Origin of the sequence: Rhodococcus sp. NPDC127593 (assembly GCF_042671975.1) — a bacterium.
Taxonomy (GTDB): Bacteria; Actinomycetota; Actinomycetes; order Mycobacteriales; family Mycobacteriaceae; genus Rhodococcus_F.
Map to the genome: position 1 here is coordinate 37223 of NZ_JBHXWI010000044.1, position 25087 is coordinate 62309.

Genomic DNA, 25087 nt, shown 5'->3' on the forward strand with positions numbered 1-25087 from the left:
TCACGGTCCGGAGTGGCCTCCCGATCCCCGCAGTCTTCGGCCGATCACAGCCACCGGTACACGCCCGACCATGTCTGCGTGCACAGCATCGATGCGGTGTTCGGTGACGTCACCGCCGAAGTGTCGCCGCCAGTCCGGAACGAGTTCCGGATGGTGATCGAGATCATATGCGGCCGTGAAGAACACGGCGTCGCCGTCGAAGTGCCGGGGCTGATGTGTCGACGCGATGTGTTCGAGACGGATGAGGAGCTCGCCCAGCGACTGCACCCGATCGGCCGACACCGCGGCTCCGAGCTCTGTCGGAAGGCCTAGGTCGGGCCGGTTGTCGCCGAGGTTCACGAGCGCGGCGCGATGTTCCGGCAGTAGGGTGTCGAGCATCGCGAGGGTGGCCACTTCGTGGCCCGCTTCGTGTAGTTGCACGGCCATCTCCTGCGCCACGGTGCCGCCCAGCGACCAGCCGAGCAGGTGGTACGGACCGGCCGGTTGCACCGTGCGGATGGCGTCGATGTGGCGAGTGGCCAGCTCGGTAATGGACGAGGGCAAGTCCGTGTCGCCAGTTGCCTGCACTCCGTACAACACACGTCCGGGGAGATGCTCTGCGAGGCCGGTGTAACACCACGCGATTCCGGCCGCAGGGTGGATGCAGAACAGTGGCGGACCGTCGCCCTCTCCTCCGAGGCCAACCACAGCGGCGAACGGATCTTCGGACGAATCGCTGCCGGATTCGATACGCTTGGCGAGTCGCGCTGCGGTGGGGTCGGTGAAGAGCCATTGCAGGGGCACTTCCCGGTCCAGCCTCGCGCGCAGTTCATCGGCCGCCGCGACCGCGCCCATGGAGGTGCCGCCCACCGCGAAGAAATCTTGATCCGCGCCGATGGAATCCACTCCGATGACATTGGCCATTACCTCGGCGACCACCGTCTCCAGATATCCGGAGGGCGGTGTCGTCCTTGGCGTGTCTGGATCGAATTCCGGCTCGGGGAGCGCAGATCGGTCGGCTTTGCCCGACGGGAGTACCGGCAGGCTGTCCAGCACGACGACGGAGGACGGCACCAGATGTCGGGGCAGGACCGCGCGGGCGAATTCGCGGACAGTGTGGGCGGTGAGCGTGGAATCCGGCTCCATCACCACGTAGGAGACAAGGACGAGCTCCCCATTAGGAGCCACGACCGGCGTGGTGATCACGAACCGGACGTCCGGGTGCCGAGCCAGGGCGGCATCCACCTCGGCAGGTTCGACGCGGATGCCGTGCAGCTGCAACTGAGCGTCATTACGTCCCAGATAGTCCAGGGCACCGTGTGCATTGCGGCGCACGAGGTCTCCGGTGCGGTACATCCGGTCCCCAGGTTTCCCGTACGGGTTCGGGACGAACTGCGTTGCGGTGAGACCACCCCGCCCGAGGTAACCACGGGCGACGCTGGTTCCGGACAGGTAGAGCTCGCCTGTCACGCCGTCGGGAACCGGGTGCAGCCTCGGGTCGAGCACGAGGGCGGCGGCAGCGTCGATCACGTCCCCGATGTCGACGCCGTCATCGACGCCGGCCGGCGCGAGCGGTCCTGCGACCGACGCCAGGATTGTGAATTCCGTCGGGCCGTAAGCATTGAAGAGCCGATGACGCGACGCCCAGGTCGCCGCCAACGCGGACGGTAGGCGTTCGCCGACGGACACCACGGTCCGGGGCCCTTCGTCGCCGAGGCTGTCGGCATCGAGAGTGGCCAGCACGGTGGGTGTCGCGACGAGGTGGGTGATGCGCTTCCGGCGCACCACCTCGGCCAGCTGATCGCCGGCATAACTGAAGTCGGGTGCGATCACGAGGCTGCCGCCGGACGACAGCGCGTAGAGCATTTCGAACAGTGAGGCGTCGAAGGTCGGGGAGGCCAGCTGGAGAACCCGCACGTCGCCGTCGATGTCGAGCACTGGCGCCTGTGCGGCAACCACATTCACCAGGCCGCGGTGCGGTACCACGACGCCCTTCGGCGTTCCGGTGGTGCCGGATGTGTAGATGACGTACGCGGCACCCTCCACCTGTGAGTACTTCTTAACCGCGGGTGGTTGATAAGTACTCACGGGCGACAGCCAAAGGACGACGGACGGGAGTTGGTCGGTGCGCTCGGGCACGGTCAGCCCGACCACGGCACCGGAGTCGGCGAGCATCCATTCCAGACGCTCGGTGGGATGCGTCGGGTCCAGCGACAGCCAGACCGCACCCGCTTTCGCCACAGCCCACACGGCGGCCACCCAGTGCCGGCCACGACCGGTGGCGACCGCGACCACATCCTCGGGTCCGACGCCACGGTCCGAGAGCGCCCGGGCCCACCGTTCCGCCACGTCGTCCAGTTCTTCGTAGGTCCACTGCACTCCGTCATCCTCGACGGCGACGGCGTGCGGGGTGGCCAGGACCTGCGTCTCGAAGATCTCGGCGAGAGTCCTCGGCTGATAGTTCCGTGCAGGGCCACTGACGAGGGCCGCACGTTCGCCCGCCTCGAGGATGTCGATGTCGCCGACCACCTCGGACGGATCGGTCAGGGCTGCGTCGAGGATTCGATCGAAGCGCTGTGCCAGCGCCCGGGCGGTGGAGTGGTCGAACAGGTCCGTGGCGTACAACAGCCGCAGCGTCAGCTCCCCCACCGATTCCGTGAAATCCCACACCAGGTCGAATTCAGCGGTGGCAGTGGCAGGTCCGACCGCCTCGACCTCGGTTCCGGGCAGACCGACTGGCTGCGGCGCTGCGTGCTGGTACGCGAGCACCACCTGGAACAGCGGGTTGTACGAGGTGGAGCGGCGGGGTGCCACGCGCGCGACCACGTCGTCGAACGGCACGTCGGCGTGGGCGAACGCGTCGAGGTCAACCGCCCGCACCTGCTCGAGGAGCGTGGCAAAGGTTGCAGCAGAGTTCACTTCGGTGCGCAGGGCGACGGTGCCGACGAACATCCCCACCAGGGCGTCGAGTGCCGGGTCGGGTCGTCCGGCAACGGCGGTCCCTATCACGACGTCCGGGTGCCCACCTTCACGCCCCAGCAGAACGGCGAGCGCCGCGTGCAGCACCATGAACACCGTGGCGCCCTGACTGCGCGCGACGTCGGACAACCGTTGACGCAGTTCGGCGTCCAGGGTCCACTCGACGGTGGCGCCTTTGTGGCTCGGTTGGGCGGGCCGCGGACGGTCTGTGGGCAACGCGATCGGGGCGTCGATGCCGTCGAGCATCCGGGTCCAATAGTCGAGCTGAGCACGGGCGACGCTGGCGGGGTCCGCGGGGTCGCCGAGCACCTCACGCAGCCACACGCTGTAATCCGCGTAATCGACGGGAAGCGGCGCCCATTGTGGTTCGAGTCCTCCGCAGCGAGCGGTGTAGGCAACTTCGAGATCGGAAGCCAACCGGTCCATGGAGCCGCCGTCCAGCGCGATGTGATGGACGACGGCGGCGAGCACATGGTCACCGTCGGGATCGGACCACAGCTGCACGCGTACCGGGGTATCCGACTCCAGACGGAAGGGTCGCCGCACGAATTCCGCGACCTCGGCGGACACGTCGGCGCCGTGGACGGGACGCAGGTCGATGTCCACGGGGACGATCATCTGGTGTGGTCCGCTGTCGTCCATGGGAAAGACGGTGCGCAGCACGGCATGCCGCTGCACGACGTCGGCGAGCGCGTGCCGCAATGCGCCTAGGTCGATGTCCCCGCCGAGCCGTTGCACGAACACGAGGTGGTGCATCGAGCCACTCGGATCGACGCGGTGAAGCAGCCACATCCGTTGCTGGGCCGGCGACAGCGGAATCCGGGCGTCCGGGTCCCGTCGCACCAGTGGAATGCGTGTCGCGGCCGCGTGCCGCTGGTCGAGCCACACGGCCATTCCGTCGGCGGTGGGATGCTCGAACAGCGCTCTGACGGGTACGTCCACGCGGAATGCAGCCGACAGCCGCCCCGTCACCGCGGTGGCGGAGAGGGAGTCGCCGCCGATGTCGAAGAAGTCGCTGTGGGCACCGACGCTCGCGCTACCGAGCACTTCAGCGAACACTCCTGCAACCAGTTCCCCGCTCACGGTCCGCAGTGGCGCCGGCGAGTCGGTGTCGGTGTCGCTCGCTTCGAGTGCCTGCACGTCGAGTTTGCCGTTGGCGGTGAGCGGCAGGCTGTCGCGAATCATGATGCCCTGCGGCACCAGGTGTGCCGGGAGTTTCCGGATCAATTGCGCGCGGAGTGAATCGGCCGCCACGCCCGCACCTGTGACGAAGGCGACCAGCCGACCGTGGTGCAGCAGCACCACTGCCTGGGTGACATCGGGCTCCGCCAGCAGTGCGGCTTCCACCTCGGCGGGTTCGATGCGCATGCCGCGCACCTTCATCTGACGGTCGGCGCGTCCGACATAGGACAGGGTGCCGTCGACGCGGCGGTGCACCATGTCGCCGGTGCGGTAGCGGCGGATTCCGGATTGTCCGGCAATGAAGTTCGCGGCCGTCAGCGCTGGGTCCGCGACGTAGCCGAGGGCCAGTCCCAGTCCATCCAAGTACAGTTCGCCGACGCCCCCGAGCGGAACCGGACGCAGCCGGTCGTCCAGGACCGTCGCCGTCGTGCCGGGGACGGGTGCGCCGATGGTGACGTCTGCGCCCACCTCGGCCAGGGTGGCGACCACCGTGGACTCGGTGGGCCCGTAGGCGTTGAGCATCAGCCGCCCCTCGCTCCAGGCCGCGGCCTGCTCAGGGCCCAAGGCCTCGCCGCCCACGGCGACCACCTGGAGGACGTCCAGTTCCCGCGGTTCGAGGGTCGCCAGGACGGAGGGTGTGGAGAGGTAATGCGTCACGTTCTGAGCGATGAGCAGATGCTGCAGTTCGGCGCCGCCGTAGACGTCGGGGGGTGCGACCACGAGGCAGGCGCCCGCCCGGAAGGCCAGCAGCATCTCGAGCAGCGCCGCGTCGAAGGTGGGGTTGTAGCCGTGCAGTACCCGCGCCTCCGGGTGTACTCGGTACCGGCGGACGGCCTCGTCGGCGAGGGCGCCCAGCCCCTGGTGCGTGACGGCCACGCCCTTCGGGGCGCCCGTCGATCCGGACGTGTAGATGATGTACGCCGCCGAGGGTTGCGCCGACTGCTGCGCCTGCGACACCATCGCGGCGCGGCGTTCGGCGGGGTGGGTCGGGTCGAGCGGCAGGAAGGTGGCCCCGGTCCGGGTGACGGCCCAGAGTTCGACGATGAAGTCGGTCGAGCGCGGCATGCAGATTTCCACCACCGTCCCGGGTCCGGTGCCGTCGGCGCGAAGCTGACCGGCCCGCAGTTCCGACGCCGCGGCCAGTTCGCGGTAGGTGAGTGTGCGGGTGCCGTCGGTGAGAGCCGGGCGGTCGGGGTGCGCGGCAGCGGTGGACAGGAGGATGTCGGTGAGGGTGCGGGTGTCATCGGCGGGCCCACCGGTGAGCGGCGGTGCCGGGGTCAGAGCAATCTCCCCCACCATCACATGCGGATCGAGTGCGACAGCTTCCAGCACCTGCCCCAGAAGGGCCGCCAGTGAGGCGGCGGTACCGCGATCGAACAGGTCGGCGGCGTAGGCGACGGCCCCGTCCATACCGCCGGGCTCCTCGTCCTCCCAGTGTTCGCGGACCGTCACGTGGAGGTCGAATTTCGCTGTGCGGGTGTCGACTTCCCGAACTTCTACGCGAAGGCCGGCCACGTCGACGGCGGGAAGGGCGAGGTTCTCCACTGCCAGCGCAACCTGTGGTGTGCGTCCCCCGAGCAGGTCGGCGATCGATTCGAAGGGCACGTCGGCATGCTCGAACGCATCGACGTCGAAGTCGCGCACCTGGGCCAGCAGTCCGGTGAACGGCATGTCCGGCTGGACCTGCGCCCGCAGCGCGAGGGTGTTGACGAACATGCCGACCAGCGGGTCGAGGATGCGGTCGCCGCGGCCGGCGACCGCGGTGGCAACGGTGACGTCGCGCTGCGCACCGAGCCGCGACAGCAGCACCGACAGCGCCGCGTGCAACACCATGAACGGCGTGGCGCGGTGCTCGTGAGCCAACCGGTGCACCGCTCGCTGGACCGCGCCGGGGATCCGGAAGGTCGCCACCCCGGCGGCGCCGTCCGCTGCGTCGATGCCCCGACGCCGATCCGGGACGAGTGCGGCACCCGACTCGGCACCGTCGAGCGCGCGCCGCCAGTGCTCGATACCGCGCGCCGAGTACTCGCTGCGCAGCAGTTCCTGCTCCCACAGTGCGTAGTCGGCGAAGTGTATGGACAGCGGCGCCCAGTCGGGTGCGTCTCCGGCGCGACGAGCGTCGTAGGCGGTGAGCACGTCGGTCACCAGCGGGGTGAGCGACCAGCCATCGGCGGCGATGTGGTGTAGCACCACGGCCAACACGTGCGAATCGGGGCCGATCTGCAGCAACCGGACCCGCAGGGGCATTTCGCAGGTGAGGTCGAAACCTTCGGACGCGAATGCGGCCACCACGGATTCCACCGACTCCCGCGGTGTGGCCCGGGGCGTGAGGTCCAGTTCGGGGGCTGGGAGGATCTCCTGGTGCGGTAACTCCCCTGCCTGTGCGGGGTACCGGGTTCGCAGCACTTCGTGCCGGGACACGACGTCCGCAAGCGCCGCCGACAATGCGGGCACGTCGAGTGGCCCGTCCAGGCGGAGTGTCGCGGGCTGGTTGTAGGCTGCGGACGACGGGTCGCGACGGTTGAGCACCCACATCCGGTACTGACTGCGCGACAATGGAATTCGATCCGGACGTGGCCGCGAGATGAGCGCGGGGCGCAGGTCCGGTTCGGGGACGGCACCATCGAGGACGGTGGCCAGTTCCGCAATCGTGGGGTGCGCGAAGAGGCTGCGCAACGGGACCGGGTGGCCCATCACCTCGGAAAGCCGGGCTGTCAGCTGCGTTGCCAGCAGCGAGTTGCCACCCGCATCGAAGAAGTGCGCGCCACAACCGGCCTCGGGAAGTTCGAGGACTTCGGCGAAGACCGCTGCGACGGCACGTTCGGTATCCGTGGCGGGTGGTTCGTGCTCACCCGCGCCGAGTTGGGGCGTGGGCAAGGAACGCAGATCGAGCTTGCCGTTGATCGTCTGCGGCGGCGAATCGAGCACCACGACGGCCGTGGGTACCAGGTACGACGGCAGCAGTTCGGCCAGGCGACGGCGTAGTCCGTCCGCGTCGAAGCCTGTGTGCCGCGGCAACACATAGGAGACGAGTGAGTCGGAACCGGTGGGTGTGGGGCGCACGATCGTGGCCGCGAAGTCGACGTCGACGACCCGGCCGATGGCGGCATCGATCTCACCCGGTTCGACGCGGACGCCTCGGATCTTGACCTGGCTGTCGTTGCGGCCCATGTACTCGAGTTCGTAACCGCCGCGCCAGCGCACCAGGTCGCCCGTGCGGTACAAGCGTGTGCCGTCCGGCCCGGCGACGAAGCGTTCCGCCGTCAGCCCGGATTGTCCGGCGTATCCCCTGGCCAGCGCGCCGCCCGACAGGTACAGCTCACCGGGCACGCCCACCGGCACTGCGCGTAGCCGCTCGTCGAGCACGAGGGCGGCGACGCCCGGGATGGGTGTACCGATGGTCACCGGCGCTCCGGACGACAGCGGACGAGTCGCAATGGTGTACATCGTCGACTCGGCGGGGCCGTAGCCGTTGATCAGCCGGCGACCAGGGGCCCAACGGTCGACCAGTTCGGCTCCGAGTCGCTCTCCGCCCACCATCAGTACTTCCAGGTCGGGCAGTGCGATGTCGCCGACGGTCGCGAGAACGGTGGGGGTGATACAGGCGTGGGTGATCCGTTCGCGGTGAAGGAGCTCACCCAGTGCGGGACCGGCGAACTCGGTGTCGGAGGCAATCACGAGTGTGGCCCCGGACGCACCTGCGATCAGTACCTCGAGCAAGGTCATGTCGAACCCGGCGGCGGCGCGGTGCAAAACCCGCGATCCCGGTGCGGCGCCGAAGCGCGACGCGACGTCGAGGTCCAGCGCGCCCAGGCCGGAGTCGGTCACCACGACGGCTTTGGGTGTGCCCGTGGTGCCGGACGTGAACACTACGTACGCCGTGCCGGTCGCCCGGGGCAGGCTGTCGGCGATGCCCCGCATCACGGCCACCCGCGCTTCGGGCAGAGCCGGGTCTATCAGGACGGGCGCTGCGCCTGCTTTCGCGATCGCCCACAACCTCACCACCGACTCGGTCGAACGGGGCGCGGACCAGACGACGCACTCGCCCGGCCGCACACCCGATTCGACGAGTTCGCGCGCGACGACGTCGGAGCGGGCGTCGAGTTCCCGGTACGTCAGTTGCGTTCCGGAGTCGCGGACTGCCACGGCATCCCGCGACACGTGGGCGCCGCGAGTGATCATGGCCCGCAACGTCAGCGCGCCCGGTGTGCGGGGCCCGGTAGCGGGGACCAGGACGGAACGCTCGCGTGCGCTCAGCAAGTCCACATCGCCCACGGAGATGTGGGGGTTGGCGGTGACCGCCTCGAGGAACCGCACCAGCTGCGCGGCGAACTCGACCACGGTGGCGTGGTCGTAGAGCTCCGCGTTGTAGCCGAAGTGGAGTGTCATCGGCTCGCCGGGGCCGGGCTCGGCGACGGTGAGCTGCAGATCGAAGTTCGCGTGCTCGACGTCGGGGATCACCGGGGTCACGGTCAGCCCGGGCAGGGTGAGGTGTCCGGGACGGTGGCGCTGCATCGACAGTGCCACCTGGAACAGCGGGTGGTGCGACGCGGATCGCGGCGGGTTGAGCAGCTCCACCAGCGTCTCGAACGGCATGTCGGCGTGGGTGTAGGCCGCGATGTCACGTTCGTGTACCTGGGCGAGCAGTTCGGTGAAGCCGGCGGTCGGGTCGACGGTTGCCCGCAACACCAAGGTGCTGGCGAACATGCCGACTACGTCGTCGAGTTGCGGGTCGGTGCGGCCGGCGACGGCGGTGCCGATGGGCACGTCCGGGCTGCCGCTGTACCGGGACAGCAGCGCCGCGAGTGCGGCGTGCAACACCATGAACGTCGTGGCCCGGTAGGTGCGTGCCAAGGCGGTCAGTGATTCGTGCAGCGCGGTGTCCACCACCACCGAGTGGGCGTCTCCCTCCCCCGACGGGATGGCGGGGCGGGGACGGTCGGGCGGGAGCGTCACCTGTTCGGGCAGCCCTGCCAGGGCACCCGACCAGTAGTTCGACAGTGCGTTCTCGGTGTTCTCGCTGTCCTCGGCCAGCATCCGACGCTGCCAGATGCTGTAGTCGCTGTATTGCACAGGCAGCGTGGACCATTCGGGTCCGGTGCCACTCAGCCGGGCCCGATACGCCACCAGGGTGTCCTTGATCAGCGGGGTCAGCGACCATGCGTCGGCGGCGATGTGGTGGACCACCAGGGTGAGCACGTGAGTGGTTGCGGCGGTCCGGTAGAGGCGCGCCCGCAGCGGCGGCTCTGCGGCCACGTCGAAACCGTCACCGGTGAGTGCCCGGACGTGGGCGTCGACGGCGTCGGCGGGAATGGCGATCGCAGTGAGGTCCAGCGGGATCTCGTCGGCCTCGAGCACCCGCTGCTGCACACCGTCAGCGGTCCGCGGGTACACGGTGCGCAGGGTGCGGTGGCGTTCCACGACGTCGCGCGCCGCGGCGGCCAGTGCCTCCACGTCGAGGTCGCCGTCAAGTCGGACGATGAGCGGAATATTGTATCCGGCTGCGCCCGTGTCGAACTGGTTGAGAATCCACATCCGTTCCTGAGCCGGCGAGAGCGGAAGCTGCTCACCGTCGGCGACCGGCACCAGCGGCGGTCGGCGGCGGCCGTCCCCGGCCCGCTCCTCCACCCGCGTCGCCAGTTCGGCGACGGTGGGGACCTCGAAGAGGTCCCGGACCGTCACGTCCGTGTCGAAGACGGCGCTGAGCCGGGCGGCCACCCGGGTGGCGATCAACGAATTGCCGCCCAGGTCGAAGAAGCTCTGCCGGGCGCCGATCTCGATGCCGCCGAGTAGCTCGGCGAACACACCTGCGACCACTTCCTCGATCGGCCCGTGGGGTGCGTGGGAGTCCGCGGCGAGGACGGTCGGTTCGGGCAGGGCCTGACGGTCCAATTTCCCGTTGGGGGTCAGCGGGAAGGTCGGGACGGGCACCACCGCGCCCGGCACGAGGTACTCGGGCAGCACCGACCGCAGGTAACCGAGGAGTGTGCGCGGGTCCGCTGTGCTCACCACGTAGGCCACCAGTTGGTCGCCGACGGCGCTGCCCCGCAGCATCACTGCGGCGTGCTCGACGTCGGGACGCCGCAGAAGTGTCGCCTCGATCTCGCCGGGCTCGATGCGGTAGCCGCGCACCGCCACCTGGGTGTCGGCGCGGCCCAGGTGGTCGAGTTCACCGTTCGAGCGGTATCGGGCGAGATCTCCCGTCCGGTACATGCGCGTCCCGGGGGTGAAGGGGTCGGCGACGAACCGTTCCGCAGTGAGCGCGGGCCGTCCCACGTAGCCGCGCGCGACCTGTGCGCCGGAGACGTACAGTTCGCCGACCGTCCCCGGGGGCACAGGATGCAGCGACCCGTCCAGGACGTACGTCCGCAGTCCCGGCAGCGCCCTGCCCACGGACCGGTGTTCATCTCCCGACGTCAGGTCGTGCCGGGTGACGTGCACGGTGGTTTCGGTGATGCCGAACATGTTGACCGCGCGCACGTTCGGGTGGTGGCCGATCCATGGCGCCACGAGGGCGTGGTCGAGTGCCTCACCGCCGAAGATCAGCAGCCGCAGCGAGGAGCTGTCGATGTACTCGACGAGTTGCCCGAAGGCGGACGGCGTCTGGTTGAGGACGGTGACACCTTCGCGTACCAGCAGATCGGCGAATTCACGGGGTGAACGGGCGAGGTAGCGGTCGACCAGCACGAGCCGTCCGCCGGTGGTGAGGGCGCCCCACATCTCCCAGACCGAGAAGTCGAAGGCGTGTGAGTGGAACATCGTCCACACGTCGCCCGGGCCGAAGCCGAATTCCTCGCGCGTGTTGGCGAGCAGCGACAGTACGTTGGCGTGGGTGACCAACACGCCCTTCGGCTGCCCGGTGGAACCCGACGTGTAGATCACGTACGCCGCTCCCCCATGTGAGTGGCGAGGCGCACCCGAGGACACATTGCCACTCACATGCGGCATCTCGGAGATCACGACCGCGGGCGCGGCGTCTTCGAGCAGGTAACGGATGCGTTCGGCGGGGTAGTCGACGTCGATGGGCAGGTATGCGGCACCGGCACGGACCACCGCGACCATCGCCACCAGCAGATCGACCGAGCGCGGCAGGACGAGGGCCACCAGGTCTTCGGCTCCCACACCGGACGCCCGCAGGTTCTCGGCCATCTCCGCGGAGCGGTGATCCAGGTCGCCGTAGGTCAACGTGGTGTCACCGAACGTGATCGCCACCGCGTCGGGATTCTCGGCGGCACGGTGCTCGAACAGTTCCGCCAACGATGACGCTTCCGGTAGTGCACCGTCGATACCCGAAACACTCGCGTCGCGTTCGGACTCGCTGAGCACGTCGATCGACCCCACACGCACGTGCACATCGGTGGTCACCGCCCGCAGCACCCGCAGCAGACGCTCCGCCCACCCCTCGACCGTCTCGGAATCGAACAGCTCTGCCGGATAGACGAATACGCCGTCGAGTCCGACGGGTTCACCATCTTCGCCGCGCTGTTCACGTACCGACACTTCGAGGTCGAAGCGGCTGGTGCCGGTGCCCAGTTCACGGCCGTGTACATCCAACCCCGACATGGTCACAGCCGGAACGGACTCGAAGTTGTCGTACGCCAGCAGCACCTGGAACAGCGGGTGATGCCCGACGGAGCGGGTAGGCGCGACCGCATCCACGACCAGGTCGAACGGCACCTCTGAATGGGCGAACGCCGCCAGGTCCGTTTCCCGAACGGCGGCAAGTAGGGCGTCGAACCCGGCGCGTGGATCGATCCTGCTTCGCAGGGCCACGGTGCCGACGAACATGCCGACCACGTCGTCCAGCGCCGGGTCGGTCCGCCCCGACGTGGGTGTTCCGATAGCGAGGTCGTCGGCACCGGTGATCTTGGACAGCAGGACGGCGAGTGCGGCGTGCAGCACCATGAAGGGCGTCGCGTTCTGCCGGCGAGCCACTGTTTCCAGGCGCCGGTGCAACTCGGCGGGCACGGAGAACGGGAGGTGTCGGGCGGTCAGCCGATCGGTGCCCGGTCGTGGCCGGTCGGTGGGCAGCGGCAGCAGGGTTGGCAGGCCGGCGAGCGCGGATGTCCAGTAGTCGAGTTCGCGTCGCATCCGACTGTCGGGGTCGGCGGCGTCGCCGAGGACGCGGCGTTGCCACCGGGCGTAGTCGGTGTAGGCGACGGGAAGCGGTGCCCAGTCGAGCGCGCGGCCGGACGTCCTCGCGTGATAGGCGATGACCACGTCCCGGATCAGCGGCCCGAACGACAGGCCGTCGACGGCGATGTGGTGCAGCACCACTGCGAGGGTGTGGCGGTGCGGCGCGACCGCGAACAGGGCGGCGCGCAGCGGTGGCTCGGTGGTGAGGTCGAACCCGCGGACGGCGAATGCGGTCTCGTCCTCCGTGGCCTCGAGGTCGACGGTTGCGGGGACTACCTTCTGTACGGGTCCGGTTTCGGTGTCGGGGAAGACGGTGCGCAGCACGGCGTGCCGGTCCACGACATCGTGCAGGGCGGCAGACAGTGCAGCCACGTCCAGGTCACCGTCGAGGTCGACGGCGAACGGAACGTTGTAGGCAGGAGACTGGGGGTCGACCCGGTTGAGCAACCACAGCCGTTGCTGCGCGTGGGCGAGCGGCGCCGGCCGGTCGGCAGGCTCGGCGACGAGCGGTGGACGCTGGTCACCGCCCTCCTCGATCAGGGCGGCCAGCGCGGCGACGGTGGGGCGGTCGAACAGGTCGCGAACACCGATGCGTAGTCCGGACACTGCTGACAGGTGCGACACAACCCGGGTCGCGGACAGCGAATTTCCGCCCAGTGCAAAGAAATCCGCGTCGGCTCCGATGTCGGGGATCCCGAGGACGGCTGCCACCGCGTCCGCGACCGTCTGCTCGACGGGGGTCTGCGGGGGCCGGGTCGCGTCTGGAAGTTCGGGTGCGGGCAGAGCGCCGCGGTTCACCTTGCCGTTGACCGTGAGCGGCACGGCGTCCAGCACGGTCACAGTGGCGGGCACCATGTAGTGCGGCAGCCGCTCCGCCACGTACGCCCGCAATGCTGCGGGGTCGAGCTCGACGGTGCCGTGGACGTAGGCGGCAAGGATGTTGTCGTGCAGCACGGTGACGGCGGTATCGACGCCGGGCGCCGACCACAGCACCGCGTCGATCTCACCGAGTTCCACGCGGAATCCGCGGATCTTGAGTTGGCTGTCCGCGCGGCCCACGAACTCGAGGGTGTGGTCCGCGGTCCAGCGCACCAGGTCGCCGGACCGATACATACGACCGTATCCGTGCGGGTTCGCGACGAATCGTTCGGCCGTCAGGGCGGGTGCACCGAGGTAGCCGCGGGCCAGCGCCGGACCCGCCAGGTACAGCTCACCGATCACACCCACCGGCACCGGCCGAAGGCGGGCGTCGAGCACCACAGCGGACGCACCGCGGATCGGACGGCCGATGGTGATCGGGTCGCCTGGCCGCAACTCGCTGCCTCCGGTGGCCCACACGGTGTGTTCGGTGGGTCCGTACAGGTCCACGACGGTCCGGTGCCCGGAGGCCCAGCGCTCCAGCACGTCCGGTGGACACGCCTCCCCCACCACGGCCAGGAACTCGAGCGAGCCCAGGCCTGCCGGATCCATCAGCGCGGGCACCGAGGGGGTGGTGGTCCAGTGGGTGACGCGCTCGCGGAGGAGCAGGTTCTTCAACTCTTCGCCGCCCACCACGCCGGGTGGGGCGATCACGAGGGTGGCGCCGCCGATGGCGGCCACCAGAATTTCGTGGATGGCGGCGTCGAAGCTGGGGGCCGCGAAGTGCGAGACGCGGGAGTCGGGCCCCACTCGGTAGCGGGCACGGACCTCGGCGGCGTGGTTCGCGAAGCCGCGGTGGGTCACCACGACACCCTTGGGCACACCTGTCGACCCGGATGTGAAGATTACGTACGCGGGGTGATCCGCCGACAGCGGCCGGACGCGCTCGCCGTCGCTGATCGGTGCCGAATCCCCCTGCGAGTCGCTGGCATCGATCCACTCGATGCCGTCGGGCACGTGCTCGGCGTAGCGCGCGATCGCGACGCGCACTCGAGCGGCGGCGAGGACCCGGGCGGTGCGGTCGGCGGGTTGGTCCAGGTCGATCGGCAGGGACGCGGCACCGGTCCGGGCAACGGCCCACACTGCGGTCACCGACTCGAGCGACCGCGGCAGCAGCAGTGCCACCGCGTCCTCGGGTCCGATACCCTGGTGGATCAGCTTGCGCGCCAGCCGGTTCGCTCGCTCGTCCAGCTCCCGATAGGTCAGTTCGTCGTCACCGCACCGCACCGCAACGTTGTGGGAGTTGCCGCGCAGAAGCTCGGGAAGTGTGATCGGTGAGAGTGCCACCTCCCCGCGAGCGGGGACCAGGTCGGCAGCCTCGGACGGCTCGAGCACGTCGAGATCGCCGACCGCCACCGACGGGTCCGCCACCGCCTCCTGCAGCAACCGCTGCAGCAGTCGCGACCACCGGACGATGGTGACACGGTCGAACAGTTCTGTGGGATAGGCGATCACGCCGTCGAGTCCGGCTGCGGTGCCGTCCTCGTCGTGACGTTCCCGAATCTCGATCTCCAGGTCGTAGCGGCTGACGCTGCTCGGGGCGTCGCGACTACGTACGGTGACGTCGTCGAATCGAATCTCGGGTTCGGCAAAGTTCTGGTAGGCGAGCATCACCTGGAACAGCGGGTGATGTGTGGCGGAGCGCGTCGGCGCGACGGCGTCGACCACTCGGTCGAACGGCTGCTCGCCGTGCGCGAAGGCCGCCAGATCCGCGACGCGGGTGGAGGAGACGAAGTCGGCGAAGGGGATGCTCGGCTCCACCCGGGTACGCAGGACGACGGTGCCGACGAACATGCCCACCAGTTCGTCCAGGACGGGATCGCCGCGACCGGAAACCGGCGTGCCGACGGCGATGTCGTCGGCACCGCTCAGGACGGCCAGGGTGGCGGCCAAGGCGCTGTGCACCACCATGAACGGGGTGGCGCTGCATCGTCTGGCCAGTTCCTCCACGGCACGGTGGGTACTCGCGTCCACCGTGAACGGGACGCGATCCGGGGTGGTGGCCGTCGCCGGCCGCGGCCGATCGGTGGGTAGCTGCAGCCGCTCCGGCAGTCTGTCGAGGGTGGCCTTCCAGAACGCGAGGTCGCGGCCGGCGTCTTCCTCCACTATCCGGCGGTGCCAGCGGGCGTAGTCGCCGTACCGGACGGGTGGGGCGTCCCAGCCGGGAGCGTGGCCGTCCCGGCGCGCGCGATAGGCGGCCATCAGGTCGCGGATGAGCGGGGCGGCCGAGAGTCCGTCGAAGACGATGTGATGGGCGGCGACGGCCACGGTGTAGCCATGGGTTCCGCGGTCGAAGAGCCGGACCCGAACCGGCGTATCCCGGGTGAGATCGAACCCCTCGGTTGTCAGTGCGGTGATCGCCTCGTCGAGTTCGTGCTCGTCGACCGCGACCGGGGTCAGATCGAGTGCCACCTCGGTTACCAGTTGCACCGTTCCGGTCTCGGTCTCCCGGAACACCGTGCGCAGCGGTTCGTGGCGGTCCACCACGTCCCGCACGGCCGCGGCCAGTGCGTCCACGTCGACGGCGCCGCTCAGGTCCATCGCGAACGGCACCACGTAGTCGGCGGAGCCGGGGTTCATCCGGTCGAGCAGCCACAGGCGGTCCTGCGCGGGCGCGAGAGGCGCTTCGCTCCCGTGCGTGGTCGACGAGTGCAGAGCCTCCTCGCGCGCGGACGAGCCGCGGAGCAGCCTGGATGTCAGCGCCGCCACGGTGGGAGCCTCGAAGACATCGCGCACACCCACCTGCCGGTCGAGTGCGTGCCCCACCCGCGACGCCAGAGTGGTGGCGGTCAGGGAACTGGCGCCGACCGCGAAGAAGTCCGTCTCGGCATCGATCGACGGCAGGCCGAGCACGTCGGCGATCACCCGGGCCACGACCTCTTCGGTGGCACCGCGCGGCTTCCGTGACCGCACCACGGACGATCCGGGGTCGGGCAGAGCGGCCCGATTCACCTTGCCATTGGCGGTCAGCGGCATCGCGTCGAGCACCGTCACCGAACCGGGCACCATGTAGTGGGGCAGCTTGTCGGCCGTGAACGCTTGCACTGCAGCCGGTTCCGCGGATCCGGTGACGTACGACGCCAGCGTGGTGCCGTGCACCAGCGTCACCGCGCTCTCGACGCCGGGTGCCGCCCGCAGTGCGGCGTCCACCTCACCGAGTTCCACCCGGAACCCGCGAACCTTCACCTGGTTGTCGGCGCGCCCCACGATCACCAGTTCGTGCGAGGGCGTCCACCGGGCCAGGTCGCCGGATCGGTACATCCGCGTGCCGTTGCCGGACGGGTAGGCGATGAACCGCTCCGCCGTCAGCCCCGGCCTGCCGTGGTAGCCCCGGCCGAGGCTCTCCCCTGCCAGGTACACCTCGCCGGTCACACCGACCGGAACCGGACGCAGCCGCGAATCCAGCACCAGCACTTCGGTTCCCTCGATGGGACCGCCGATCGTCAGCAGACCGCCTGACGTGAGGGGGTCGCTCATGAAGTTGACGATGGTGGTTTCGGTCGGCCCGTACCCGTTGACGACGATGCGTCCGGGGGTCCATCGCTGCGCGAGTTCCCACGGTAGTTCTTCGCCGGCCAAGTCGATCACCCGTAGGTCCGGTACCGACGACGGCTCCAGTGACGCCAGCACACTCGGTGTCACCATCACGTGGGTAACGCGTTCGCGGCGCAGCACGTCGGCCAGTTCGTCGCCGGCGAGCACCCCGGGCGGCACGATCACCAGGGTGGCGCCGGCGGTGAACGCCAACAGCATCTCGTTGATGGAGAGGTCGAACGACGGTGACGCGACGTGCGCCACCCGCGCCTCCGAATCGAGCAGTCCCAGCGTCGCGTTGGCGTCGGCGAGCGGTGCCAGCCCGCGGTGGGTGACGACGACGCCCTTGGGTCTTCCGGTGGAGCCGGAGGTGTAGAGCACGTATACCGGATGATCGACCCGCAGCGGACGGACACGATCTGCGTCGGTCACCGCAGCCGCGTCACCCGGGCCGTCGGCGACGTCGATCCACACGACACCCTCGGGCACGTGCGACGCGTCGGCTGCCAGCGCCATCCTGGCACCGGAGTCGTGGAGCATGTATGCAATCCGCTCCGTCGGATATCCCGGGTCCACCGGGAGGAACGCGGCGCCGCTGCGCGTGACGGCCCAGACGGCGACGATCGACTCGACAGACCGCGGCAGCATCAGTGCCACCAGGTCCTCGGGTCCGATCCCGTGCGCGATCAGCCGCCGGGCCAACCGGTTGGCCCGGGCATCCAGCTCGCGGTAGGTGACGTCGACGCCGGCGCACCGCACCGCCACCCCGTCGTGCCTGCCGTCGAGGAGTTCGGGCAGTGTCGCGGCCAGAACGGCGACCGGCCCGACGCGCGGTATCAGTGCGGCGTGCTCGTCCGGTTCGAGCAGGTCCAGATTCCCGATAGTCACCGACGGATCCGATGTTGCGGCGAGGAGTATTCGCTGCAGCAACGCCATCCACCGGTCGATGGTCTCGGTGTCGAACAGTTCGCGCGGGAAGTTCACGTCCGCGTGCAGCCCGTCCGGGCTGCCGTCGTCCGAGCGTCGCTCCCGGACGGTCAGGTCCAGATCGAACGGTCTGGCGTGAGTCTGGATGTCCCGGACCCGGGCTGCCAGGCCGGGCAGTGCCACCTCGGCTGCACCGAAGTTCTCGTACGCCAACATCACCTGGAACAGCGGGTGCTCGAGCTGGCCGGATTCCGTACCCTGCTGTCGCACGACCTGTTCGAAGGGCACGTCGGCGTGCGCGAAGGCCCCGAGGTCTGCTGCCCGCACAATGCCGAGGAGTTCCGCGAAGCTCGCGGCGGGGTCGATCCGGGTGCGCAGCGCCAGGGTGCCGACGAACATGCCGACCAGATCGTCGAGTGCCGGATCCGCGCGACCACCCGACGAAGTGCCGACGACGATGTCCTCGGTGTCGGCCAGGGCACGTAACAGGACGGCGACCGCCGCGTGCAGCACCATGAACGGGGTCACGTCGTGCTCGCGCGCCAACCAGACCAGCGCACGGTGCTGTTCGGCACCCACAGCGAACGATGTGTGTCCCAGCGTCAGCGCGCCGGCGGGCCGCGCCCGGTCCAGCGGCAACGGCAACACCGCCGGAAGCTCGTCCAATGCCTTTGCCCAATATGCCAGTTGGCGGGCGGCGAGGCTGTCGGGGTCTTCCGCGTCTCCGAGAACTTCTCGCTGCCACAACACGTAGCTCGAGTACTCCACGGGCAGCGGCGCCCAGTCGGGTTCCTGCCCGGCCGCGCGGGCGGAGTAGGCGACTGCGAGGTCGCGCAGCAGCGGCCGCAGGGACAGTCCGTCGACGGCGATGTGGTGCAACAAGATGGCAACGGTGTACCGGCCGCGGGCACGCTGCGACAGCGTCACCCGAATCGGAACGTCACGGGTGAGGTCGATACCGGCGCCGGCAACGTCGTCCAGAACGCAGTCCGCCTCGTCGAGCACCACCTGCTCGCCCACCGAGGGGAACACAGTGCGCAGCATCCGATGCCGGTGCAGCACATCCCGGACAGCGGCCCGCAGCGTCTCCACATCGAGGGTGCCGTCGAGGTCCACCTCGAATCCCATGGAGTACGGATCGGTGGCGGGGTCGCGCTGGTTGACCAGCCACAGCCCCTGCTGCTGCGCCGACAGCGGCACCGGTCCCGACGTCTCGCGTGAGTCGAGCGCCGGGCGGTCGGCGGCCCCCGTCACGTGGGCGGCCAGTTCGGCCACGGTGGGGTGGTCGAAGATGTCGCGCACCGAGACCTGGCGTCCCAGCACCGATCCCACTCGGGCGGCGAGACGTGTTGCTCCCAGCGAGTTTCCGCCGAGGTCGAAGAAACTGTCGTCGAGACCGATATCCGCGGTCCCGATTTCGGTCGCGAAGGCGGCGACCACCAGTTCCTGCGTCGCGGTGCGCGCTTCCCGGCCCGATGCCGTCCGGATCACGGGGTCGGGCAACGCCGCGCGGTCGACTTTCCCGCCGCGCGTCAACGGCAGGCGCTCGAGTACGGTCACGGATGCCGGAACCAGGTGCCGGGGCAAGTGCTGCGACGCGAACGCCGTCACTGCGTCGGCGTCCACGGCGCTTCCGTGGACGTAGGAGTGCAAGGTGCCGTCCCGCGCGATCGTGACCGCCGTGTCGACGCCGGGAGAGATCCCAAGGACCACATCGATCTCGCCGAGTTCCACGCGGTAGCCGCGGATCTTCACCTGATCGTCTGCGCGGCCGACGAATTCGAGGTGGTGCGACGCGGTCCAGCGGACGAGGTCGCCGGTCCGGTACATGCGACCGTCGCCGTGCGGGTTGGCGACAAAGCGTTCCGCCGTCCACCCGGGCCTGCCGACGTATCCGCGGGCGAGGCTCGGTCCGGCCAGATACAGCTCCCCCACGGCGCCGACGGGAACCGGACGCATCGCCGCGTCGAGCACCAGCACAGACATGCCGTCGACGGGACCGCCGATGGTCACCGGGTCATCCCCGGACAGTGGTCCGGTGCCGGTGGCCCAGATGGTGGCCTCGGTGGGCCCGTACAGGTTGAGCAGGGCTCGGCCGGGCGCCCACCGCGACACCAGTTCCGGTGTGCACACGTCCCCGGCCACCGCGACGACGCGCAGACGGTCGAGACCGTCGGGCTTGGTGAGAGCAAGGACGGCCGGGGTGGTGGTCCAGTGGGTGATGCGCTCACGCTGCAGGAGTTCCGTCAGTTCGTCGCCGCCGTAGACGTCGGTGGGCGCGAGGACCAGAGTCGCACCACACGCCGACAGCAGTTCGTGGACTGAAGCGTCGACGCTCGGCGACGCGAACGCCAGTACCCGCGAGCCGCTGTCCACGGCGTACGACTTCCGTAGGGCCGCAGCGTGACTCGACAGCCCGCGATGGGTGACGACGACACCCTTAGGAGTTCCTGTCGATCCGGAGGTGTAGATGACGTACGCGGGATCGTCCACCCGTAGCGGGCGCACCCGGTCGGCGTCGGTGACCGGGGACGGATTCTCGCCGAGGTGCTGCATGGCGCTGTCGGTGAGTACTGCGCGTGCCCCGGAGTCGGCGAGGATGTGCGCCACACGCGATTCGGGGTGGGTGGGATCGATGGGCACGAACGCCGCACCGGTGCGGGCGACCGCCCACAGCGCGGTCACCCACTCGACGGACCGCGGCAGCAGCACGGCCACCACGTCGCCGGGGCCTAGGCCGCGCTCGATCAGTTGGTGTGCCAACCGGTTCGCCCGATCGTCGAGTTCCGCGGGAGTGAGCTCGACGGAACCGCTCACCACTGCGATGCCGGTGCCGCCCAGCAGCGCGGGCAGGGTGACGGCCGGTGCGGCGGCGGGTCCGTGTTGCGGGATCAGTGCGGCCCGGTCTTCGGGGTCGAGCAGGTCCACCGTGCGCACCGGGGAGTCGGGGCGCGCCACCATGGCCCGCAGCACCCGTTCGAGCAGTCGAGTCCAGCGGTGCACCGTGGTGTCATCGAACAGTGCGCGGGAGTAGGTGACCGTACCGAGCAGCCCGGCGGCAGAACCGTCCGGTGAATGCCGCTCGGCCAGTGCCAGTTCCAGATCGAAGCGGGCGACCGGGGCGGGGACGGCATACGAGCGCAGGGTGAGACCGGGCAGGTTCAGCTCGGGTTCGGTGGCGGCGTTCTCGAATGCCAGCGCGACCTGGAACAGCTGATGATGCGGCGCCGACACCCCACCCGTCACGGCGTCGACCACCTGATCGAACGGTGTCTCGGAATGCGCGAAGGCGTCCAGGTCGGTGCGGCGAACGTCCGACAGCACATCGGCAAAGCTCTGGTGCGCGGATACCCGGGTGCGGAGCACGACGTTGCTCACGAACATGCCGACCAGCGCGTCGAGCGAGGGATGGGTGCGCCCCGATACCGCTGTCCCGATGGCGATGTCGTCGGTGCCCGCCAGCGCGCTCAATGTGACGGCCAGGGCGGCGTGCACCATCATGAACGGCGTCGAATCATGTGTCCGCGCTAGCTCTTCCACCGACCGGTGCAGGTCGGCGTCGAACGCCAGCGATACCGCCCCTGCCGGGTGCAACCCTGCCGCGACGCGGGGGCGGTCGGTGGGCAGCGACAGCACTTCGGGCACACCGTCGAGTTGGGTGGTCCAGTAGTCGATGTCGCCGGCGGCGGCGGCGTCCACGACGTCGCGATGCCATCGGGCGTAGTCGGTGTACTGCACGTCGAGCTCGGGCCAGCTCGGCGCGAGGCCGGAGCGACGCGCCTGGTAGGCGGTGACCACGTCACGGGTGAGCGGCCCGAACGACAAGCCGTCCATCGCGATGTGATGCGCGACCACGACGAGGGCGTGGCGGGTGGGGGCGAGCCGGTAGAGGCGGATGCGCACCGGCGTCTCGGTGGTGACGTCGAAGCCGCGGCCCGCCAGTTCGGCCACGGTGGCATCGAGTGCGTCGGACTCGAGCGCAACGGGTGTCAGATCCACGACGACAGGGGTGACCATCTGCACGGGACCGGTGTCGGTGTCGGGGTAGACGGTGCGCAGCACCGCGTGCCGGCCGAGGACGTCGTGCACCGCCGCAGCCAGACTCGACGCATCCAGCTCACCGTCGAGTTCGACGACGAACGGCACGTTGTAGGCGGGCGATTCGGGCGCGGCCTGCGCCAGGAGCCACAGTCGCTGCTGCGCCGGTGCGAGTGGCGCTGCGCCCCCGTCCGCGTCGGCAGGGCGCAGCGGCGGTGTGGCCACACGCGAACGCAAAGCGCCGACTCTGGCGGCCAGGAGCGCAACGGTGGGTGCCTCGAAGAGGTCGCGCACCCCGACCGCGTGTCCCCGGGCCGAGAGCCGGGCAGCGACCTGCGTGGCGGACAGCGAATTTCCGCCCAGCGCGAAGAAGTCGGCGTCGGCTCCGACGGAGTGCAGTCCGAGAACGTCGGCGATCACCGCGGCCACGAGTTCTTCGACCTCGCCGTGCGGCGCGCGGGACGGTGACACGACGGGTTCGGGGAGGAGCGCGCGGTCGATCTTGCCGCTGGACGTGAGCGGCATCTGCTCGAGCACGGTCACCGAGGCCGGCACCATGTAGTGCGGCAGTCGGCCGGCGGCGAAGTCGAGCACCGTCGCCGGGTCGGCCGCGCCGCTGACGTACGACACCACTGTGCCCGAAGACTTTCCGGCACCGTGTACCACGGTGACGGCGTGGTCAACGCCGGGCGCGGAGGTGAGGACGGCGTCGATCTCACCGAGTTCCACCCGGAAGCCGCGGATCTTCACCTGGGTATCGGTGCGGCCGACGAACTCGAGCTGGTGGTCGGGGGTCCACCGCACCCGGTCACCGGTGCGGTACATGCGCGACCCGGCGCCGTGCGGATAGGCGACGAATCGCTCGGCTGTCAGCCGGGTCCGCCGGTGATATCCCCGTGCCAGGCTCTCCCCCGCCAGATACAGCTCACCGACCACGCCGACGGGGACCGGACGGAGACGGCCATCGAGCACGAGTGCTTCGGTGCCCGGCACGGGACGGCCGATCGTGACCGGCTCGCCCGGTATCAGCGGTGGGCTGAACAGGGTGGTGACGGTGGCCTCGGTGGGCCCGTAGCCGTTGACCATGATGCGACCCGGCGCCCACGCCCCTACCAGTGCGCCCGACAGCGCCTCGCCGCCGACGTCGAGGACGCGGAGGTCGGGTAGATCCGACGGCACCAGGGTGGCCACGACCGCGGGGGTGAGTATGGCGTGCGTCACACGCTCCGTGCGCAGTAGCTCCGTCAGCATCTCGCCGCCGAAGACCTCGGGCGGCACGATCACCAGCGTGGCTCCGGCGGTGAACGCGAGTAGCAACTCGTCCAGGGAGATGTCGAACGACGGGGAGGCGAAGTGCGCGACGCGGGCGGAGTTTTCGACGTCGTAGAGTCCGTCGCGCGCGTGTGCCAGGCCGGCCAGGCCGCGGTGCGGCACCGTCACCCCCTTGGGCGTTCCGGTGGAGCCGGACGTGTAGAGCACGTACGCGGGGTGGTCAAGGCGCAGTGGGCGGACACGATCGGTGTCGGCAACGGGCGCCGGGTCGCCGGGCCGGTCGGCGACCTCCACCCAGTCGATTCCCGCGGGCACCACCGAGGCGTCGGCGGCCAATGCCACCGTGGTCCCGGAGTCGGCGAGCATGAACGCGATCCGCTCTGCCGGGTAGCCGGGGTCGACGGGAAGGTAGGCCGCGCCCGCACGGGCGACGGCCCACAGAGCCACCACCGATTCGGGTGAGCGCGGCAGCATCACGGCCACCACGTCTTCGGGTCCGATACCGCGCTGGATCAGCCGATGGGCGAGACGGTTCGACCACGCGTCCAGCCGTCCATACGAAACGTCGACGCCCGCGTGCCGCAGCGCGATTGCGTCGGGATCGCGCAGTCCGGCGTCGAGCAGTTCGGGCAGCGTCGCCGGCGGGACGGCGGGCGAGCCGGCGCAGGGCACCAGCGCCGACTGCTCGCTCTCGTCAAGAATCGGTAGTGCCCCGACCGGGGTGTCGTCCTCCGCGCGGACGAACGTCTCGAGGAAGTCCAGGAACCGGCGGTACTGAGTATTCAGCTCGGATTCTTCGTAGAGCGTGGGGTTGGCCTCGAAGTCGACGCGTGTACCCCGCCCAGTTACCGATGGGTAAAGATTGAGTGCGAGATCGTCCACCGGACCGCTGGTGAGTGGATGGAAGACGCCGACGACGTCTCCGAGCACGATCTCCTGGTGGTAGATCATCAGGTTCACGGTGGGGCCGAAGCCGCCACGCCGCGCACCACCGTCGGGGAGATCCCGCCGCATGTCTTCGTAGCGGTACCGCTGGTGCCGCAGCGCCCCGGTGAGCTCGAGCTGCACCCGTCGGACGAGCTCCGCACCACTCACTTCGGCGTCCACCTGCACACGCAGTGGGACGATGTTCGACACCATGCCGGCCGAGCGCCGTGTGGCCGCGGTGGCGCGGGCGGAGACGGGCAGGCTCAGCACGATGTCGGTGGTGCCGGTCATTCGTGCGAGGTAGGCGGCGAACGCGGCGACGACGACGGGGACGTCGGACGAATTCCAGCGTCGGGCAACGTCGCCGATGCTCTGGGAAATGCCGTAGGCGATGGTGCCGCCGAGGAGAAGTGAGGGTGCGACGGGCGGGGCTTCGCGGTCGGTGAGACGGGCGGGGCCGGGCAGGCCGGCGATGCGCTCGGCCCAATAGTTTCCGTCCGTCTCGAACCGGCTCGTGGATCGGTAGGTGTCTTCGGCGTCGTACAACTCGCGCAGGCTCAGCGCCTTGGACGGCGGCGGCTCGGTGCCGTTCACAAGGTGGCTGTAGATCTCGGCCACACGGTTGGTGAGCACCATGCCGCCGTGGCCGTCGATGACGATGTGGTGGACGCGGGAGAACCAGAAGTAATGATCGTCGCCGACATGCAGCAGGGTGGCCATGATCAGCCGGTCTTTCAGCACGTCGAGCGGGCGGCTGTACTCCGCGGTCATCCAGCGGTGGGCCTCAGCGATTGCATTGTCGACGCCGCGTAGATCGCGGTAGGAGATCGCATCGTCGATCTCGACATCCACCACCTGCAGAACCTCGTCGCCCTTGTCGACGAGGCTGACACAGGCCGACTGAAGCTCGCGGCAAGCACGATCGGTGGCGTCCACCAGGGACCCCACATCGACGTGTCCCCGAATCTCCACATACTGGGCGACGTTGAGAGGAACGCTCGGGTCGAGTTGCTGGGCGAACCAAATTCCCTGTTGTGCTCTGGACAGAGGGAACTCACTCACAGTGGTTGTCCCCCGTCCATGTTTCCCGATCCGAGCAGAAATCGGGCCTGCACGCCACTTCGTTACTGTGAATTGGCCCACCTCTGTCCAGATGGGCCTGAACCTTCGATGACTCCCGGTTCGCGAAATTCGC

General features: G+C 69.4%; 1 protein-coding gene. It reads right to left on the reverse strand.

What is annotated here, in order from left to right:
- Entirely contained in the window at positions 1 to 24954 is a 24954-nt protein-coding gene (locus tag ACFVJ3_RS33865; RefSeq protein ID WP_378456216.1) for a non-ribosomal peptide synthase/polyketide synthase, read from the reverse strand.
- Positions 24955 to 25087: the final 133 nt, after the last annotated feature.